The following is an 18,486-nucleotide window of genomic DNA, read 5'->3' on the forward strand; positions in this document are numbered from 1 at the left end:
CCAACTCAGTCCATCCCGAAGCGTGAATTCTCGATAGATCAAACGCATGTCAGGCCTCCACGTGCTTACGCTGGGCGATCTGCTCTTCCAGTGCTGAACGCGCCGCACGTTGGGTGCCGATGGATTCGGACAGCTCTTTATGCGCTGCTTCCATCGCGTCCAGGCTGGTGTCTTGGGATAAGTTCAACACCGCCGCCATGGCTTCCGAACCTTCCTTGTTGATCGCTTTTACGCGGTCCACCACATCGAACTCTTGCCCGAAGCAGAAAATGAACTTGCGCGCGGAGAAGCCCAGAGGACGCAACATTTCGTTCACATAGGCGTAGCGCAGGTCTTCTGGCATGGCCAGGAGAATGGACTGCTCGAAGTTCGCTGGCATGTAGTTGCTGTCTTTGGTCTGATCGTCGAGCCAGCGGAAGATCCGATCAGCCGCGTTCTTGGCCAACGTAAATGTGTCACCGGCTGTCTCGAAACGAACTTTGCTGCTGGACTCCAGGCCGTGACGTTGATGGGTTTCAACAATGGCCAGCGCCACCGCCTCCCGGCTACCTACGCGCGCACGCCATTGGTCCACGTAATGCAGCAAGGTCTTTAGCTTGGATTTGTGCGACTCGTTTCGCATGATTGATCCGTCCTGCTTTCGTAAAGTAGCCCCTGAGACCTTTGCAATCCTCGGGAACTACGTATGGATAAGAATCTGAATGGGCCGGACACTACCGGCATGGATGAAGAAATCGACTTTGAACGCCTGGAACTACTGGACCGTGCCACGGAGTTGGCCAGGCAAATGTTTGAATACCCAACAGAGGCTCACGTAGAAGGCGTGCTGGATCGATTGCTTTGGAATGAATTTCACGGTTTAGGTGAAGCAGGGGCCTCTACCCTTCACTAAATGTCTGTGGGGCCGATGGGAATCGGCTCCCGCTTTTCTGGATCACACATTTGCGCGCTCCGCATAGTTTGGGTTTCCTGAACCTCGCACCACCGCCCAGTTCACTGATGGACATAGTCGTTCGCAGGAAACGCCAGTGAGAGACTCAATAAGAGGCGCATGCTTTGCAGGCACTTCGCGACCTGGGTTTTTCCACTGATTCATAGCGCCGCGCGTCACTCCAATTGCACGAGCCAAGGCCGCCTCCGACCCAAATTTCTGGGCCGCTACCTGAAGAGGATGGATAGGTTCTGTGGTTTTCATGATCGAAGTATAGGATTTCTATACTTCATAGTCAATATTAAATAGACCATGCATGTACAGATTTTCTCTACACTCGGCAACATGAAGCTAAATGAATGGATCAAAGCGGCAAGGCAGTACAAAGAGCTGACTCAAGATCAGCTTGCGGAGCAGCTCGGCCTTACGAAAGCAAATATCTCAGCTTGGGAAGTCGGACGGCATGAACCGTCTTTTGGAAACCTAATCAAGATCGTCCAAATAACAGGGTTCGAGATGCCACTGCCTGGGCTTGATGCGCCGATAATCACGGAGTCCGCATGGCCATTCAGAAAAGTGAGTAAAGACAAGATTGAGGGCCTCGCCCCCCATGACCAAGCCGGCCTTGAGGCAGTTATCCTCCTGTCCGCCGCCCAGCTCGGCCTGGACGTGAAGAAAGACGAGAGCAAGTGAATGACTGGAAACGTGACCCAGCCCAGGGAGGCTGTACGTAAGAAGGATTGAGCAGGAAGAGACAAGGACCCATTCGGGTCCTTATTTTTTATACATAAAGTAATTAAATTTAAACACTTCTATCATCATGTAAAGTGGAGGAAACACATATGGCCCCCGATACATTCAGCCAAGCAAGCCCTGAATTAAAAGAAGAGCTAGGGGATAGAACTCTTTCTGTTAACCGACTACATCTTGATCCAGAAAACCCTCGGCACACCCCGCTTGAGTCTGATAGTGAGGTCATTGCACAACTATGCAACGAAGAACTGATCGAAGAGTTGGCAAATGATATCGCGACTAGGGGAGCGCTAAGTCCACTAGATGTATTAGGCGTCATCCCATATGACGGCCATCCAGGTCACTTCATAGCAGTTGAAGGCAATCGAAGGACGTGCGCCCTCATTCTTTTGCTGGATCCCAGTCGAGCACCCAATCGTGAACTGCAAGCACAGCTGCGACGACTAACAGCAACGGCCAAAGTCCCCAAAGACGTTAAGGTTCATGTCTTCGCTGATAGGGAGGCTGCAAAGCCATGGATCGACCTTCGACATCTTGGCCCTCAAGGCGGGCGTGGAACGCGCGAATGGAACGCAGATCAAAAAACCCGGGCAGCCGGAAGTAATCGGAACACTTCCTCCAAAGCGAATAAACTAGCTCTCGAAGTTTTAGATAGACTCGTAAACACAGGGCTGTTGACACAAGAGCAAAGGGATAAGGTCAGCCTAACAACCATTACTAGATATCTCGGCACACCGGGTGTCCGAGCGTTGCTTGGCTTAGGTAGTGCTTCGAAATTAGTCTACACACATGAGACTGGTGAAGTCGATTTAGCACTTCTTAAATTGGTAATGGATAGCATCACCAAACAGAATGACGATACATTGTTGGTTAACTCTAGAACGAATAGCGAAGACAGATTAAAGTACGCAACAACGCTTAAATCCAATAATCAAACTCCAGTTACACCCATCGACAATCCAGCTCCACCAGAGGCTATTACAGCCACACTACCCGTTGCGTCAGCTCCCGACACAAAGCTTAGTCTCGTTAAGAAAAAACGCACCCCTCGTAATCCAGCCCAAATCTCAACCCTCTTTGACAGCAGCTTTATGGTTCCCTGCAAAGATAGGGTTCTACTCCGTCTACGCGCTGAAGCACTAAGCATGAGGTTAGATGATTTTCCGTTTGCAGCAAACTATTTACTACGAGCATTTGTCGAACAGACGATGATCTTGTTCGCCAAGAAGAGAGGAAAATACAGCCCTGAAATGAATGATCACAAACTGACGCAAGTTTGTATGAATGAGCTTGCCGTACTCGGAGTCACCGGCAAGGCACTTACAGTAATTAGCAAGGCTGCCGGAAGTCGGGATCAACCTTACAGCCTGCATAGTCTAGGGCATGCTGTACACGGAGGCTCCATCCCAACACGGCCTCACCTTCGTGCCCTCTTCGACACGTGGGAGCCATCTTTGCGAGCGATGCTAGACGAACTATAAGTCGACCACTAAAACATCATATTTAGGGCTGGCCAAAACTCTGAAATTTGCTTATCCTCGCTGCATGCCAATCACTGATACCCCACTACGTTACCCTGGCGGGAAGACACAACTTAGCCCCTTCGTCATCGACTTGACTCGTGCCAACGGTCTCTATGGCGGTGTCTACGCAGAGCCATTTGCAGGTGGAGCTGGCATAGCGTGGCGTCTGCTCCTAAATGGAGACATGACAGAGGTCTGGTTGAATGATCTAGACCCAGCGATATACGCATTTTGGGATGCAGTAGTGAATCAACCAGACTCCCTTTGTGAGCGAATTCTAAAAACAGAAGTAACAATTGAAGAATGGCATAAGCAACGAAAGATATTAGCTGATCCATCAGCCAAATCGTCAGAACTAGCATTTGCAACTTTATTTTTAAATCGAACTAATAGATCAGGAATACTGAAGGGTGGAGTTATTGGAGGAAAAGCACAGACAGGAAATTACAAATTAGATTGCCGATTTAATAAAAAAGATCTAATTCATAAAATTCAGCGTATCCATGTTTATCGTGAAGTAGTTCGGCTCAGCAAAATGGACGCCGTACAATGTCTTGAAACCTGGAACAAAGAATTACCTCGCAGATCCTTAATAAACATCGATCCACCGTACTTCAATAGAGGTCAAGACCTTTATTTAAGCTTCTATAAACCGGATGATCACGCAAATCTTGCCGCCCGGATTAAAAATCTGGAAAGACCATGGATGCTGACGTACGATGACACACCAGAGATTGAGGCCCTGTATTCCGGACTTTCCATTTACCGAAAAAGCCTAATCTATTATGCACAGGTAAAAAGGCGTACTTCGGAGCTTTTAGTGCTGGCCCCTGGGTTACAGCCTACGTCCGGCCTACGGAAGTAACGTTCGCGCTCTATTGGTGTCTAACGATATGCTATCTGCAAAGACGCAGCCCCCCCCTGAGCTGCACCCCAAAAGTTGGACGTTGATCCTACTTTGGGGTGCGGTCCAAGAGGGGCTTTTTTGTTGCCTGCTACGGTCGCTGCACTATACAGAGCGATTTCCCCGCCTAACCTGCCTCTGCGCTGGGGACGTGCTGGCACTTGGTTGCGCTTGCTCGTCGGCCTCGCTTATTGGTTGGGCGCTACTGGGCTCTTCTCCCTCGATTCCAAGATGGTTGGCTATCTTGGCAACTGCGTTCCTGGTCGTTTCAACATACATAAACAAAGCAGCAAACGCTATTGAATAAAACCCAGCAGAAACGCAAGAAATAATCAGAGGCCAGTTCGTCACTGTCTTAACAGATGGAGCCAGCCCATATAGGCCTGGCTCTACGACGGTAATTTCCCCGTAAGTGTAGATAGCAACCGTAGCAGCAATAACGGTAAATAATGCGAAAAGCAAAGCCATCATCCCCAGCGCACCGGATGTCTGTTTATACACTCCCCTCTCCCAAGTAACGAATAAAGACGAAATCGTACCAGATTGGGCTGGCACGAGACTTACGCAGGCGGTCCTCTCGGCAAAGCCCAGCCATATGATTAGCCGCGTTAACTTGACCTAAAATACTGTATAGATATACAGTATAACTATCCCCCAGCCCCGCCATATTGGCGCGCTCCTTGTGGACTCACAAACCAATCAGAGCGCGTATCTAAAACGCCCACTTGTAAGAGAAGAGCATTGCGATATGACGAGTAATACCGACAAGCCGCCGGCATCACAGCGCAAAGAAAATGCGCTGCAATTCGCTGAGTACGACGCTGGAATGGAGTCACTCCTTCAAAGCATTTCACTGTTACGCGCCTGGGCCGCTGCCCCCGGCCTGTTCGACCACATCAGCCAAGCAGATCGACAGAACATATTTCTAACGACACTTGAACTGGCCGAATTAGCGCACGCCCGCTTCACCTCCCTCCGATAAAACTTAACGAGTAGCCCCACCTCCATGGTTGGTCTACTTTATCTATCCATTAGGTATAGATTTAGTTGACTTTCAAGTAAAGAGTTTCTATACTTCATTCCAACGCTTCACCAAAACCGCAGAACACCTTTAGGCAAAGCCACGGTAAGTAACGGTTCAGAGAGCGCCAGCAGCAAAGGCTGCGCCCGCCACGGCGGGGCTCTTTAACAAAACGGGAATTCAAGAGAGGGTGCGCAGAGATGCGTGCTTGAAAGGTTCAGGAGCAGCGGGACGGAATCTACCGCCCCGCTTTTCCTAGGTAACGACTATCAGGATGATGGCAGCAACCACCCTTAGGATGGCGGCCACATCAACCTTAACGTCCACCTTCACAGTAACTTTCTGGTTCATTGCAGATCCAAGGAAAGCCTGTGGCCACAGGCGTTAAGCCTGGTAGTACTTATATAGCGCCCATGCGCGGCGCTTGCGGTTCGCAACCTAGGATAGCTCCCCGCGACACTGGTCAGCCTCGCTTTCCAGTGTCCGGCTCACCATCGCCAATCTGCACTTACGCCCGTTAACGCTCGGCGGCAGCTGTACAGATCAGCGCTGGATCACCTTCAGCAGCTTGTGAGGCCGCAACTATAGGGATTCACAGTCCCTAAGCCTCGAAGTATAGCGGACCTGCTGCACCCTCCCCTGAATTTCCGGTTCATTTTGCCGATGTTGCTCACCCCGCCCATGTGGGGTGTTCGTCCGGCTCAATAGCACCTACGGGCATGGCAGTAGCTCTGCGCGGTATCCCTGCCGTCTCCAGTCCGTCAAAGCACGGTTTACGGAGAAAGAGGGTGAGGCGTAGACGGCCAAAAACGGAAACGGTCATGCTGGTTGGAATCCCAGCACATATGGCCCCTTTGGTGGGGCCGCATCTGAAACCGTCCTACTCAGGGCGGTTTTTCATGCGAGGAGATTTGTATGTCGAGCGTCACCGTATCAACGACCGTCGATATTGATGTGGATGTCGAGCTCAGCGACATCGATACAAGCGATTTGATTTCAGAGTTGGAGAGTCGGGGTTTAGATCACATTGATCATGCCCCCGCTCTACAAGCAATGTTCCAGGCGCTGTCGCTGGGCCAGGAGGACGAGGCCCTAAAGCTGCTGCGCACCTATCTTTGTGATTGTCTTGGCCGTGTGATGTAACACCGCCCCCGCTATAGGAGAACGGCATGTCCGCTTTCTGTGTATTTGGTATGACGGAATCGCTGGCCAAAACGCTGGCGGCTCGCAAAGCCCCCCCAAGAAGGAGCTGGAGCAAATGACAGCAGAGGATCTGCAGCAATGGTACGCAGATCGTGCTGCAAAGATTTTTGAATCAGCCAAACACAGGCAGGTGTCGCCGGAGTTTGATGCACCCCAGTTTTGCCACGACTGGATTGCGTTGGCGCGCAAGACGGTTGCTCATGATGGGCTGACTGTCATGGCGCGCGGGCCGAAGCCAGATGGAAGGCCCAACAAGCGCACCGGCAAGATGCCTATGGCATGGCTGCCTTACTGATTTCTACGGGAGGTCAAATGGATAAACCAATGCGCTGGCCCGCAGATTTTCCGGGCAAGCATGACGAGCAAGAGAAAGCGGGGACCGGGATAAAGGAGCGAGCAGAAATCTTCAACCGTCACCTTAAGGGAATCACTGCACACAGAACAGCGCAGGTTTTCAGCTGCTTAAACCCAGCCATTGATTACAGGGGGTGCAGCAAAAGCCACATGCTTAAAGCTTGGACGGTAGGTAGCGACTTAGACACTAAGTATGGAGGGTTCACCCACCTTACTGAAGATGATCTGATCCGTGCGAAAGAACAAGCCTCTGCGTGGTGGTGATCACAGCCCTTCTCATGAGGGGCATCATCAAGGCGGCGGCGTGGATAGGACACGCAATGGGGTTAGGTGATCCCTCGTTAGGCTTTAGGTAATGATCCGAGCCAAAAGGCACAGCAGGTATCAAGCCCTGCCCGCCTTGATGATGGCAAGAACAAACGTCTTCGAAGTACTACTCTTTACGAACAAGCAGGACGACCCCAGCAGGATCGTTTGTCCAGTGGCCCTCAACACCATCAAGCGGCTCAAGATGGTCACGAGCTGGCCCACCCAGTTGCTCTATTGCAGAGTCAGGGTCATCACTGAAAAGCTCAAGCCACACGTCCGTCTGGCTCTGCTTTTCTACGCGATCAAGCCAAAGAGTCATTTCACCAAACTCGAAGCCGATACTTTCATTCAATATTTTCTTTACCGTTAGCCCGACACGATCACGGTAGAACTCCACGGTTTCCTGCCATTTATAGGTCGGAATTTTTATAGCGATGTTTTTACCTGGCTTGATCATAGCGTCCTCGTATCGCAAGCGAATTGGATACTACGCAGTATACAGGCCCGCAAAAAACGGCAATTAGCCCCCTCCAGCCGCAGCATTCCCACTCCCTTAACCAATTCTAAATCAACCCCGCCCACGCCATGGGCGGTCGGGAGTGCTGCGACTAGAGGGCATAGAACTCCAGAACCTGCCAATACCGAATTGCGCGCGCAAGTCGTGACGGTGGGGGATGCAAGCTAACCCTCTCCCTATTCTCAAGCGCCGGGTTTCGGCGCAATCCCCCCGGAGCTAAAAATGAACGCTATCGCAGAACGCGAGGTATGCGCGTACGAGCTGGCGGAGCGCCGCCGCGAAGTTATTGCACAGCAGATCAAGGACTGCCTCATCGGCAAGTCCCAGGCGGTGCTGATGTCTTGGGGCCGCCCCGACCTGCCCAATCTCAAAAGCCGCGCCGACCTGCTGGAGGTCATGAGCGACCAGCTTATTTCCTACGAGAAATCAGACGCAGTCGGCCCTTTCCTAAAAGCCATGCTGGCAAATGACCCGGTTTACACCAACGGCCTGAATGCCCACATCAACGCCCTGATCCTGAGCTGGGCAGACGCCAGTCACGACGCAATGACCGAGCAGGAACTGGAGGCGCTGTCGTGCTAGACCTTGCTGCATTCATTCTTGGCATTGTCACATTGTTGGCCATTGTCTTTGGCTGCATGGGCTTTGCTTACTTAATTTCAGAAGTGATCAGTATCTGGAGGCAGCCATGAGCTACAACTACGCGCAACTGCGTGCGGCGCTGGCAAACGGGCCCACGCCGGGCCCACGATCCATCAACGAAGTAGGAGATTCACACCGAATAGTCGTTCGAGGCGGAAGTGTCAGCGGCGTCATGGCGTTCGTCGAAACCGGATGGCCTCACCCAGAGCAACAGTCTGAACAGCGCGCCAATGCCTTGCTGATTGCAGCGGCCAATCCTGAAACCATCTGCGCGCTACTCGCAGAGCGAGACGCCCAGGCGGCTGAGATTGAGAGGCTGCGGGAAGCTCTAGCAGATCTGGCAAATGCAGCCGAAGAAGCATGGGGCAGCGATCGACCTTGCGTGCGTATTGCTTTAGCCGCCCTATCGGGAGAACCAACATGACCGACCAAAACCCAGGCTTCCCCCGCACTCGCCGCCGCAACCCTTTCGATGGCCAGGGATGCTACGCACCAAATAGCAGCACCCCGCCCTGGGGCTGGTTCCCTACCTTCGCAATCGCAATACCTGCAGTTATCACGGTAGGCGGGCTTATCGCATTCGGCCCTTCCCTGGTGACTTATCTAGTTGGAGCATGACATGACCGAATCCACAGAACTGATTGAACTGCCTGCCCAAGAGACGGCATTAGAAACATTTACCACGCCCGGAGGCTTGGACAGCTACGTCAAGCAGGTACGCGAGAAGGTATGCGGCACCGTGTACGACATGAGCAAACGCAAAGACCGCGAAGCCTGCGCCGCCGACGCTTACAAGGTAACGCGCACGAAAACGGGTGTAGAGAAGATGGGTGCAGCGCTATCTGCTGAGTACAAAGAAGTGCCGAAGAAAATCGACACCCAGCGCCGGGACTGGAATACAAAGATGGACGCTTTGCGCGACGAAGTGCGCAAACCTCTAACCGACTGGGAAGAAGCTGAGGCAAAGCGTGTGGAGATCCACCGCGCTGCACTTGAAAACATGGCAGGCCAAGCCCGAGAAGTCGGTGGGCTTGATGTTGAAACCCTGCGCCAGCGCATTGTAACGGTTGAATCTGCGGTGATTGGCGAGTCCTGGGAAGACTTTGAGGCCGAGGCTCACCGGGTCAAAGCCAAAGCGCTGGAAATCCTGAACGCAGCCCTGACTGAGCGCCAGAAGTACGAAGCTGAGCAGGCGGAACTGGCCGAGCTACGACGCAAGCAGGCCGAGCAGGAGCAGAAAGACCGCGAAGCTGAGATTGCCCAGCAAGCGGCAGACAAAGCCCGAGCCGACGCAGAGGCGAAGGCCCAGGCTGAACGCGATGCTGCCGCCAAACGCGAGGCAGACGCGAAAGCCGCCCAGACCAAGGCCGAGCAGGACGCCAAAGACGCTGCTGAACGTCAGCGCCGCGCCGAAGAACAGGCCGAAGCTGAACGGCTTGCATCAGTTGCGCGGGCCGAGCAAGCCGCCGAGGCCGCCCGCCAGGCAGAAATCAAGCGTCAAGCCGACGCCAAGGCAGCCGAAGAGGCCGAGCAGCGCAGCCGCGAAGCCGATATCGCGCACAAGGCCAGCATCAACAACGCAGCCCTAGCTGCATTTATCAAAAATGGCTTGCCCGACGCATGCGCCAAGCAGGCCGTCATTCTGATCGCCAAAGGTCTGATCCCGGCTATCCGAATCCAATATTGAGGACACCATGAGCACAGAAATCATTGAGACCCCACAGACTGCTGTCGCAGCACCCGCCCCGGCCGGGTCGCCAATGGCCATGGCAATCGCCGCCCTGCAATCTGGAATGAGTCCTGAGCAGATCGGGCAAATGATGGACCTGCAGGATCGCTACAACGCCACCCAGGCCAAGAAAGCTTATGACGAGGCGTTCGCTGCATTCAAGGCCGAATCAGTCACGATCATCAAGGGTAAGGCCCGTTCCGATGGCCCGCTTAAGAATCAAAAATACGCCGAGCTGCATGATGTTGTGAATGCAGTCACCCCCGCCCTCTCCAAGCATGGGCTTTCGTCCAGTTGGAAACTGACTAAGGATGACAAAGACTGGATGGAGGTTACCTGCTACCTGCGGCACGTTGGGGGTCATCAAGAAAGTGTCAGCATGGGCGGGCCACCAGATGCCGGCCCAGGCCGCAACGCTATTCAGTCACGCGCCAGCACCAAGACCTACTTGGAGCGATACACCTTGAAGGCCATTACCGGCCTGTCCGAGCAAGATGACGACACCGATGGTCGAGCCCCAGCAGATCCTGCTCTGAAAGACTCTTGGATTAGCGAAGTAGCCAAGGCCGAAACGCTGGAAGAGCTAGAGACCATCTGGCAACAAGGCGGCAACGTCATTTACGCAACCAACAACCTTGCCGATTACAACGCCTTCAAAAAGGCCGTATCGGACAAGAAAAAGATGCTCACGGAGGCTCAGTAATGGAAGGCTTAATCATTCACACCGCCGAACAAGGCACTCCAGAATGGCTCCTAGCCCGCAAGGGCGTCATCACCGGCAGCCGATTCAAGGACTGCCGCGACCGTCTGAAAAGCGGAGCCCCGTCCAAGAAATGTTTGGACTATGCCATGGACGTCGCCCGAGAGCGCGAAGGCGGCGAGCCCATGCAGGTCTTTGTGAACGGCGCCATGCGCCTGGGCACCGAGCAAGAGCCACACGGCCGCGCCGTTTATGAGCGCAAAACAGGTCACATCGTTGACGAAGCCGGTTTCATCACAACACACGACCGCTTGTTTGGGGTCAGCGTAGACGGTTTGGTCGGTCAGGATGGGATCATTGAAATCAAGACAATGGTCAGCAGCGACACTCTGTTCACCGCCTTTGTGAACGGTGATATTGCAGCCTACGTAGACCAGTGCAATGGCGCGATGTGGCTGCTTGGCCGCAAATGGGTGGATCTGGTCTTGTGGGTTCACGACCTGGGTCGAATGAAGATTATCCGCATCGAGCGCAACGACGACCAGATCGATGCGCTGGAATCCGATCTGATGGAGTTCGAGCGGACGGTCACCAAGTATCAACAAGAGCTGCGGGACGCCCTGCTGGAGGCCGCATAAATGGCCTCAGTCAACAAAGTCATTCTGGTGGGCAACCTCGGCCGCGACCCAGAAGTACGCTACAGCGCGGAAGGCTCGGCCATCTGCAATATTTCCATTGCCACGACTTCGCAGTGGAAAGACCGTACCTCCGGCGAAAAGCGCGAGGAAACGGAATGGCACCGTGTGGTGTTCTACAACCGTCTGGCTGAAATCGCGGGCGAATACCTGCGCAAAGGCCGTCCCGTCTACGTAGAAGGTCGTCTGCGCACCCGTAAATGGACAGGCCAGGACGGCCAGGAGCGTTTCACAACCGAGATTATCGCCGAGCAAATGCAAATGTTGGGTGGTCGTGACAGTGGAAGCGAAGGCTACGGTAACTCACCACAGCCAGAACAACGGCAACCGCAGGGCCAGCAGCGCAACAACTACGCAGAGGCCACGGGGCGTGGGCAGCCGCAACAACACCCACCAATGACGGACAACTTAGCCGATATGGATGACGACATTCCGTTCTAGTTCCTGCTAAACCCTGAAAACCACGCCTTGCTTGTCATAAATGCAACGAATAACCGCAATACCAGCTTGAAGGAGCTCAGTATTGCGAACTGAGCATCCCTCACTTTTCGAGCCATGAAACAAGTTGTTCCTAAGCGTAGGAACTTGGGAGAAAGCGCGCCTAAGACTTAGCGGTCTCGGCCTAGAACTACTCCAGAACCCTGTTTCTTGCGAACGTCGCTGAGGGGGACGCTCGCACAGAATCGCAAACTCGCTGCAGTCAACCTCTTCCACCAGACAGTCTTCTAGGTGGTGGGCAAATCTTGACCAACATATTGTTAGAGACTCCGCTCCTTCGAAAGATTTAAAAACCCCCTCACCCCAGCCTTGTCCATGGTTCTGAATAATCCTGGTCTCTAGCCAATTAAAAGACCAAAAGAACTCCACAACCACATCGCTGTCCGCCAAGACTTGATTCTTAGCGGCTACTAGTAAGTCCATGCTCCCCCCATCCAAATCATTGACTCCGGTCAGCTTAAACCATCTTGCAAGGAGCAGATCCATGCGGTTTAAAAGCCTTCGTATCTACCATCACTAACGGCGATGCTCTATTGAGTTTTTTACAGCATCACTTTCCTGCAAAAACTCAAACACAGCCTCATTCGTCTTTTCCACCAAACCCCTCATAACCACAGAAAATTGAACAGCGTCTTTATTAATAAATTTAAATTTGACCATTAAATTCAGATTCGCCCTTGACTTTATAAAGGCGTCTAATAAAGCCTTCGACTCGAACATCTCCATGTTTGTAACCTCTAGGCAAGACAGATCAATTTCAAAGGCGTTCCAAGTTTCATCATCTGAGGCCACTAGTTTCTTATTCTCGGCTGCAATCAGTCTAGTCCGTATACCCTCCATAAGACCGGAGACAGTCTCCAAAAAAATCTTTTTTTCTTGCCTCCGCTCTTCCATCTGTACCTTGGACTGATGCTTCATAATGAATATCGCTGCGGCAATTGCGCCGATAGAACCAAGAGCTTGCACCCAGGCTGCCCATTCCTTTGACTGAAATGCCGGGTGTGCGGCCGCAAGCGTCGCAATACCAATAACCACCCCAAACCCCACCCCCACCACCAGCGCGACCAATGTCCGCGCTTCACAGCCCTCTGTCTTCATTTCCCTATCCTCTTCACGCGATGATTTATCCGCGTGAGCATAGCCCATCCTGAAAGGAATACACCCATGTGGCTTAAAAACCTGCGTATCTATCGCTTGGATACGGCATTTGCCTTGTCCGCTCAACAACTGGCCGAAATGTTGGCCAAGCATAAGTTCGCCCCTGGCGGCAGCCAAGAACCTCTCAGCCTGGGCTGGGTGCCGCCACGTGAAGGAGGTGAGCTGGTCCATGAAGTGAACGGGCAGTATCTGATCTGCATGCGTGCTGAAAAGAAACTGCTGCCCAGTGCTGTGGTTAACCAGGCAGCTCACGAGAAGGCCCGCGAAATCGAAGAGCAGCAAGGCTGCAAGCCAGGCCGCAAGCAGATGAAGGAAATCAAGGAACAAGTAATTGTGGACTTGATGCCTCGCTCCCATGCCGTGCAGCGCGACACTTTAGTGTGGATCGACACACAAAACCGCTGGTTTGTCATTGATGCCGCAGTCGTGGCTAAGAGCGAAGAGGTTTTAGGCCTGTTCGCAAAGAGCGTGGAACCCTTCCCCGTGCAAGCTCTGTACACCGAGCAATCTCCCGGTGCCGCCATGACTTCCTGGCTGGTCGAGGAAGAAGAACTGGCCAACTTTACTGTGGACCAGGACACTGAACTGCGCTCCACCGGCGATAGCGGTGCTGCTGTGCGCTACGTGAAACAAAGCGCCGACATCGACGAAGTGCGCAAGCACGTTGAAGCCGGCAAGCAATGCACTCGTTTGGCCATGACCTGGGCGGATCGCATCAGCTTTGTGCTGACCGATGCGCTGGACGTAAAACGCGTCGCTCCACTGGACATTCTGACTGAAAAGCAGGACGTGACAGCCGTCAATGACGATGAAATCTTTGATGCCGACATGACCTTGATGACCGCCGAGCTGGCCAAAATGATCAGCGATCTGGTCGAAGTGCTGGACGGCGAGCGAGCCTAACAAAGATGTCGCGCAGAAATAGCAGGTGACTCCCCGTCAAACAGCCTAACGGCATTATCCAAATATTCCAATGATTCATCTGTCTTTGCCAACAAGACCTGCAAGCGCTCTAACGGAGTCTGTGGGGAAGCAAGTATATCCGCACCAAATCTATCGGTGTGTGGGCTCATGCCAAGCAGTAACTCAGCACATACATTTGAATAATGAACAATGTCGATAGTATGCCGAGCAATAACGGCATATGGCATTTGATGCAAAGGAATTCTGCTAACCGCTGCTTGGCTATTGCGTAGATACCTTGATCTTCTGTAATTCGTAATATCTCCATCTTTAAGTTTTTCAATAGCGCCCTCGCACACTTTCTTGACATCTTGCCCTAAGCGCTCCACAAGCTGTGCAGCAGCCTCTAATTCCGCTATCCCAGAATCCGTTGCCAACTTCTTTGCACTTTCTGCAATCAAAGCACGGCTCTCTCGTTCAATTCTGCTTTGCCGATTCGATACATATATAGCCACACCCACGGCAGTTACCGAACCAAACGCTTGAACCCAAGCAGCAGCCCCGTCAAACGCTAACAGAGGTCTTAAATAAGGAAAAAAGAACATCCCAACACCCGTTCCAGCTCCCACCCCAACAAGCAGAGCCAACAATAGCAACGCCTCTTCATCGTATATTTTTTTTTTCACTATGGGCCTCCACGCAATTTCCCTTGCACATATCCGCAAGGATCATAGCCGAACCCCTGTGGCTCGGGCATAGGATTCCACCCCTATGAAGCATCACGACTACAGCAACACCCCTTAACCCCGCTTGATTTACTCAACCGGGGTTTTTCTTTTCTAGGATCAACCCATGACCCACAACGTCGTCTCAGTATCAGGCGGGAAGGACAGCACCGCCCTACTGCTGCTGGCCATCGTTCAGGAAGTACCCAACCTGCAGGCCGTCTTTGCGGACACTGGACATGAGCATCAGCAGACCTATGACTATGTGAACTACTTGGCCCAGGCCACTGGCGTGCCGATCCGCTGGGTGAAGGCCGACTTCTCTGAGCAGATCGCCAGGAAGCGTCTTTATGTGGATACGAAGTGGCGTGAGAAGGATGTCCCGGACTCGATTGTTGAGCAGGCCCTGGCCGTATTGCATCCCACCGGCATCCCGTTTCTGGATCTCTGTTTATGGAAAGGCCGCTTCCCCAGCACCAAGACTCGGTTCTGCACAACGGAACTGAAAGCAAACCCGTTAATTGAACAGGTGATGCTGCCACTTATGGAGGAAGGTGGAATGGTCTTATCGTGGCAAGGGGTGCGGGCTGAGGAAAGCCTGGCACGTCGGTACTTGCCGGAGTGTGATGAGGTAGGTGGAGGATTATTCAACTACCGGCCAATCCTGCGCTGGAAAGTTGCTGATGTGTTTGATGCCCACCACTTAATGAACATAAAGCCCAACCCACTGTATTTGCAGGGCGCTGAAGAGAGTTGGATGCATGCCCTGCGTCAACTGCAATAAAGATGAACTGCGCCAGATTGCCCAGCGCTGGCCAGAAGAGGTGGATAGAGTGCGTGAGTGGGAGCGCCTGGTAAGTCTTGCTAGCAAGCGCGGTTGCAGCACTTTCTTCAGTGCCGTAGACGACCCGACCTACAAAGAAGGCGACATCATCACTCACGAAAACTACGGTATCGACAGGATGGTGGAGTGGTCGATGACCAGCCGAGGCGGGCGCCAGTTCGACCTCACGCGGGTCTTTGCAGACGCCTCCAGTTGCTCGTCTATCTATGGCTTATGCGAATGAAACAACAACACTCCAAAAACCTCAAAGGTCAAGAATCAAGATCCGCAAAGCCAAACAGCGCCCTGTGTTGAGCCAAGTACGGTAAGTTTTCGTTATGAAAAGGAGGGCATCGATGATCTAGGCTAATGCCCCAAGACATAAGAACATCCTTAATCTCCTTGCTGGACACAAGAATATCTCCATCATCAGAAAAAGAAATCAGACCTTTATCAAACAATTTATCGACATGTGGGGCCAACATGAAACCATTGTGTTTATCTAAACGCTCGTCATTGTTTGAATCACGCCACGGCTTTATATGACTAGCGGTGAGCAAGCGCGAATCTTCGGTGCCAGTCACGCAGCAAAAATGCCTAACAGACATGACGCCTTCACGAAACTTTCCTTGACCTATACGTGCCTTCCGCAAATATTTGGCCTCAGTTTCTGATGATGACGATGCGTCAATTTCGGCATCATCTAATTTTGATTCAAATCTAATGTCCAACTGACCGACCAGTTCGATGAGCACGTCGAAAAATTGCTCAGACACCTCACATAGATAAAATTGATTAGCTTCGCCAGACGGTCGTAATGGTGAATTTCGTGCAGGAAGTAGATCGCCAAGTTGAGACATATGTTCCATGGGTCTCAATTGATCATCTAAAAATACCCAATCAACATCTACCTGCCATCCCGTGCCATTCCAAAACCCATGTCCTTCAGGTACAGGCGCTTCAAAACAATCAGTAATCGCCACTCCAACAGCTCGGACCAACCCCTTGGCGTAAGACACCACGAGATCCCCCTTGCGGACCTTGCTTACGTTTATCCAAGTAGGTCTCTGCACATCTTCATCACGCACCACCGGGCACCAAATGTACCCGCCGTCTAATTCGCGACTGAACGATGATCCATGGCTGACCCACCAAAAGGAACGCTTTCGAATAGAGTTTTTATGTTTGGCACACGACTCACCCACTAAACTCGACGCACTTAGCATTGACGAGCTTTTCCAGAGCTCTTCAAAAGCCTGAAACTCAGTCTGGGACATCTGAAATACAGTTCCCCTAGGATTCTTTATGATTTGTGATCTCTGCAACAAAGGATGCTGCTTAAAGTGCTCCCGGGTAACCATACCCTGGACAGATCCCACACGAATATCTGCTAATTGAATCCCTGTTTTCCACTCCTCTTCCTTAACAGCCTCCTGCTCCACCCAAAACTCACTGCCTAGAGCTTCAGGATGTAAAACCTCAGCAGCTTTTGTAGGAAGCTCATTCACATAACCGACCGCGATAGCCCCTCGATCAAATGTTGAACGCCAAATAATGACTGGATCTCCAATAGCTATCTTTGTTCTATTCTGATTGGGAGTATTCCAGTATATCTGCCTAGAAGACTGTATGTACTTCTCTAAGTCATAAATATTAGGGTTTCCCTGAAAAACCCAAGCATTAAATTCAGTCACGCCCAAACCCCTTTTAATAATTGAACTTAGCTCACCAAGTGTAACGCTTAGTGAGTTTTTTTTGCGTCCATATATAGGAGCTATTTACATGACACAGCTTGTTCTAGACCCCTGCTGCGGTGGCCGCATGATGTGGTTCAACCGCCAGGACCAACGCGCTCTCTTCGGAGATATTCGCAGCGAGAATCACGCGCTTTGCGACGGACGGGCCTTCAACATCACGCCCGATCTGAATATGGACTTCCGGGCCATGCCCTTCCCAGATGAGAGCTTTCGCCTTGTCTGCTTCGATCCCCCTCACCTGCGTCACGCTGGGCGGGGATCGTGGCTACGTGCCAAGTACGGAATTCTCAGTGATGACTGGCAGGACGATCTGCGTCGTGGCTTTGCGGAATGCTTCCGCGTCCTTAAGCCAGAGGGTGTGCTGATTTTTAAATGGAACGAGATCCAGATCCCCACTCGTCAGATCCTTAAGTTGACTCCACACAAGCCCCTGTTCGGCCATCCCAGCGGGAAACGTGCCGATACCCACTGGATCACCTTCATGAAAGGACAGTCATGAACACCCACCCACACAACCAGGCACGCTCCTCCTAGGTCAGGGTCGGCCACCGTTTCTGCTGCACTTTTCTGCCGACATACACCTGCCAAGCCTCGGGCACCATGGGAATCCTGCTTCTGTGCCTGTGGTTATTGCAGTACCAACACGCCGCAACGATGTTGCCAACCACTCCCCCACCTTCAGATCGGGCTTGGAGGTGCTCCGCAGTGCATTTTGTAATGGGGGATTGGTTCATACGCTGCCCACAATAAAAGCAGCAACCATTTTGAAGTTTGAATGCCCGCGCACGAGCTTTTTGAAGTGATGTCTTAGCCATAGCGGCTCCTAATCAATTAAGAAAAGGCGCCAGCCATCAAGGCTATGTCTCATCAGTGATCTGATTAAGGCATGGGTCCGTGCAGACGCACATTGACCAGGAACGTGACAGAGATCGCCGCTCCCCCACGGAGCATTCCCGTGGCGGTTTTGATTATAGGGTAAAGCAGATGCACTGGCTTAAAAGCTGCGGCTGAAACACAACAACAAGCGATTTCAACCTGTACGAATAAGGAATGATTCCAGCCGGCCTTGCGCCGGTTTTTTCATGGAGAACACAACCATGCCACAACCCAACAACTCGATGGCAGCGGCTCACAAAAGCGCCCCCACCATCCACCCCGAGGGCCTGTACCGGTGGGACGAGTTCGCCGACCGCATCCCGTTTAGTCGAGAAACCTGGCGCAAAAGAGTACTTGCTGGACAAGCGCCGGCCGCCAAGCTGGTAAGCAGAGCTTGCACAGCCTGGAAGGGTGAGGACATCCTTGCCTGGCTCAATAATCCCGACTCCTATAAATAAGAGGAAA

At 52.3% G+C, this 18,486-nt stretch carries 26 protein-coding genes; 19 read left to right on the forward strand and 7 right to left on the reverse strand.

Annotated elements, in window-relative coordinates:
* Nucleotides 1–49: 49 nt before the first annotated feature.
* Nucleotides 50–622, reverse strand: a complete 573-nt coding sequence (locus IE156_RS12975; RefSeq protein ID WP_189392977.1) for a toxin YdaT family protein — start codon at nt 620–622, stop codon at nt 50–52.
* Nucleotides 623–685: 63 nt separating this feature from the next.
* Here IE156_RS12975 and IE156_RS12980 point away from each other — a divergent pair, with 63 nt between their 5' ends.
* A complete protein-coding gene (locus tag IE156_RS12980) occupies nt 686–892 on the forward strand; it encodes a hypothetical protein (RefSeq protein ID WP_189392978.1) in 207 nt (68 codons plus the stop codon).
* A gap of 42 nt (nt 893–934) precedes the next feature.
* Here the strand turns inward: IE156_RS12980 and IE156_RS18595 are convergent, their stop codons facing one another.
* On the reverse strand, nt 935–1,195 hold the full coding sequence (locus IE156_RS18595) for a transcriptional regulator (protein WP_189392979.1): 261 nt from the start codon (nt 1,193–1,195) through the stop codon (nt 935–937).
* Between the two features lie 48 nt (nt 1,196–1,243).
* Here IE156_RS18595 and IE156_RS12990 point away from each other — a divergent pair, with 48 nt between their 5' ends.
* The 7 genes from IE156_RS12990 (at nt 1,244) to IE156_RS13020 (ending at nt 6,953) form a co-directional block, all read left to right on the forward strand.
* Entirely contained in the window at nt 1,244–1,624 is a 381-nt protein-coding gene (locus IE156_RS12990) for a helix-turn-helix transcriptional regulator (RefSeq protein WP_189392980.1), read from the forward strand.
* Nucleotides 1,625–1,773: 149 nt separating this feature from the next.
* On the forward strand, nt 1,774–3,165 hold the full coding sequence (locus IE156_RS12995) for a ParB N-terminal domain-containing protein (RefSeq protein WP_229841319.1): 1,392 nt from the start codon (nt 1,774–1,776) through the stop codon (nt 3,163–3,165).
* A gap of 64 nt (nt 3,166–3,229) precedes the next feature.
* On the forward strand, nt 3,230–4,072 hold the full coding sequence (locus tag IE156_RS13000; RefSeq protein ID WP_189392981.1) for a DNA adenine methylase: 843 nt from the start codon (nt 3,230–3,232) through the stop codon (nt 4,070–4,072).
* Nucleotides 4,073–4,859: 787 nt separating this feature from the next.
* A complete protein-coding gene (locus tag IE156_RS13005) occupies nt 4,860–5,093 on the forward strand; it encodes a hypothetical protein (protein WP_189392982.1) in 234 nt (77 codons plus the stop codon).
* 954 nt (nt 5,094–6,047) lie between these two features.
* Entirely contained in the window at nt 6,048–6,275 is a 228-nt protein-coding gene (locus IE156_RS13010; RefSeq protein ID WP_189392983.1) for a hypothetical protein, read from the forward strand.
* Between the two features lie 115 nt (nt 6,276–6,390).
* The gene (locus tag IE156_RS13015; RefSeq protein ID WP_189392984.1) at nt 6,391–6,630 is read left to right on the forward strand and encodes a hypothetical protein; all 240 of its coding nucleotides are present in this window, start codon (nt 6,391–6,393) and stop codon (nt 6,628–6,630) included.
* Entirely contained in the window at nt 6,615–6,953 is a 339-nt protein-coding gene (locus IE156_RS13020; protein WP_229841322.1) for a hypothetical protein, read from the forward strand. Before IE156_RS13015 ends, IE156_RS13020 begins: the two co-directional genes overlap by 16 nt.
* A 169-nt stretch (nt 6,954–7,122) precedes the next feature.
* Here the strand turns inward: IE156_RS13020 and IE156_RS13025 are convergent, their stop codons facing one another.
* Nucleotides 7,123–7,455, reverse strand: coding sequence for a hypothetical protein (locus tag IE156_RS13025; RefSeq protein WP_189392986.1), 333 nt, complete (start codon nt 7,453–7,455; stop codon nt 7,123–7,125).
* A gap of 282 nt (nt 7,456–7,737) precedes the next feature.
* Here IE156_RS13025 and IE156_RS13030 point away from each other — a divergent pair, with 282 nt between their 5' ends.
* The 6 genes from IE156_RS13030 (at nt 7,738) to ssb (ending at nt 11,722) form a co-directional block, all read left to right on the forward strand.
* Complete coding sequence (locus IE156_RS13030; RefSeq protein WP_189392987.1) at nt 7,738–8,097, forward strand: hypothetical protein; 360 nt, start codon at nt 7,738–7,740, stop codon at nt 8,095–8,097.
* A 106-nt stretch (nt 8,098–8,203) separates the two neighbouring features.
* On the forward strand, nt 8,204–8,581 hold the full coding sequence (locus IE156_RS13035) for an ead/Ea22-like family protein (protein WP_189392988.1): 378 nt from the start codon (nt 8,204–8,206) through the stop codon (nt 8,579–8,581).
* A gap of 195 nt (nt 8,582–8,776) precedes the next feature.
* Nucleotides 8,777–9,844, forward strand: coding sequence for a coiled-coil domain-containing protein (locus tag IE156_RS13040; protein WP_189392989.1), 1,068 nt, complete (start codon nt 8,777–8,779; stop codon nt 9,842–9,844).
* 7 nt (nt 9,845–9,851) lie between these two features.
* Complete coding sequence (locus tag IE156_RS13045) at nt 9,852–10,589, forward strand: ERF family protein (RefSeq protein WP_189392990.1); 738 nt, start codon at nt 9,852–9,854, stop codon at nt 10,587–10,589.
* The gene (locus IE156_RS13050; RefSeq protein WP_189392991.1) at nt 10,589–11,224 is read left to right on the forward strand and encodes a lambda exonuclease family protein; all 636 of its coding nucleotides are present in this window, start codon (nt 10,589–10,591) and stop codon (nt 11,222–11,224) included. The genes IE156_RS13045 and IE156_RS13050 overlap by 1 nt, the downstream gene beginning before the upstream one ends.
* Nucleotides 11,225–11,722: a single-stranded DNA-binding protein gene (gene ssb, locus IE156_RS13055; protein ID WP_189392992.1), complete on the forward strand. Its 498-nt coding sequence runs from the start codon at nt 11,225–11,227 to the stop codon at nt 11,720–11,722.
* A 573-nt stretch (nt 11,723–12,295) separates the two neighbouring features.
* Here the strand turns inward: ssb and IE156_RS13060 are convergent.
* Nucleotides 12,296–12,877 (reverse strand): hypothetical protein, encoded by a 582-nt coding sequence (locus tag IE156_RS13060; RefSeq protein WP_189392993.1) that lies wholly within the window; start codon nt 12,875–12,877, stop codon nt 12,296–12,298.
* A 66-nt stretch (nt 12,878–12,943) separates the two neighbouring features.
* Between IE156_RS13060 and IE156_RS13065 the strand changes: the two genes are divergently transcribed.
* On the forward strand, nt 12,944–13,840 hold the full coding sequence (locus IE156_RS13065) for a recombination-associated protein RdgC (protein ID WP_189392994.1): 897 nt from the start codon (nt 12,944–12,946) through the stop codon (nt 13,838–13,840).
* Here the strand turns inward: IE156_RS13065 and IE156_RS13070 are convergent.
* On the reverse strand, nt 13,837–14,526 hold the full coding sequence (locus IE156_RS13070) for a hypothetical protein (RefSeq protein ID WP_189392995.1): 690 nt from the start codon (nt 14,524–14,526) through the stop codon (nt 13,837–13,839). The two genes, IE156_RS13065 and IE156_RS13070, sit on opposite strands and share 4 nt — an antisense overlap.
* A gap of 166 nt (nt 14,527–14,692) precedes the next feature.
* Here IE156_RS13070 and IE156_RS13075 point away from each other — a divergent pair, with 166 nt between their 5' ends.
* Nucleotides 14,693–15,349: a phosphoadenosine phosphosulfate reductase domain-containing protein gene (locus IE156_RS13075; RefSeq protein WP_308430477.1), complete on the forward strand. Its 657-nt coding sequence runs from the start codon at nt 14,693–14,695 to the stop codon at nt 15,347–15,349.
* On the forward strand, nt 15,327–15,632 hold the full coding sequence (locus tag IE156_RS18550) for a hypothetical protein (RefSeq protein ID WP_308430478.1): 306 nt from the start codon (nt 15,327–15,329) through the stop codon (nt 15,630–15,632). Before IE156_RS13075 ends, IE156_RS18550 begins: the two co-directional genes overlap by 23 nt.
* A gap of 28 nt (nt 15,633–15,660) precedes the next feature.
* On the opposite strand, the gene IE156_RS13080 is transcribed toward IE156_RS18550, so the two are convergent.
* On the reverse strand, nt 15,661–17,082 hold the full coding sequence (locus tag IE156_RS13080) for an HNH endonuclease (RefSeq protein WP_189392996.1): 1,422 nt from the start codon (nt 17,080–17,082) through the stop codon (nt 15,661–15,663).
* Nucleotides 17,083–17,170: 88 nt separating this feature from the next.
* Here IE156_RS13080 and IE156_RS13085 point away from each other — a divergent pair, with 88 nt between their 5' ends.
* Nucleotides 17,171–17,644 carry a class I SAM-dependent methyltransferase gene (locus IE156_RS13085; RefSeq protein WP_189392997.1) on the forward strand — a complete coding sequence of 158 codons (474 nt, stop codon included), beginning with the start codon at nt 17,171–17,173 and terminating at the stop codon, nt 17,642–17,644.
* Nucleotides 17,645–17,675: 31 nt separating this feature from the next.
* Here the strand turns inward: IE156_RS13085 and IE156_RS18600 are convergent, their stop codons facing one another.
* On the reverse strand, nt 17,676–17,960 hold the full coding sequence (locus IE156_RS18600; RefSeq protein ID WP_189392998.1) for an HNH endonuclease: 285 nt from the start codon (nt 17,958–17,960) through the stop codon (nt 17,676–17,678).
* Between the two features lie 282 nt (nt 17,961–18,242).
* On the opposite strand from IE156_RS18600, the gene IE156_RS13095 reads away from it, so the two are divergent.
* Complete coding sequence (locus IE156_RS13095; RefSeq protein WP_189392999.1) at nt 18,243–18,479, forward strand: helix-turn-helix transcriptional regulator; 237 nt, start codon at nt 18,243–18,245, stop codon at nt 18,477–18,479.
* Nucleotides 18,480–18,486: the final 7 nt, after the last annotated feature.

This window comes from Alcaligenes pakistanensis (genome assembly GCF_014652815.1).
Lineage (GTDB): Bacteria > Pseudomonadota > Gammaproteobacteria > Burkholderiales > Burkholderiaceae_B > Alcaligenes > Alcaligenes pakistanensis.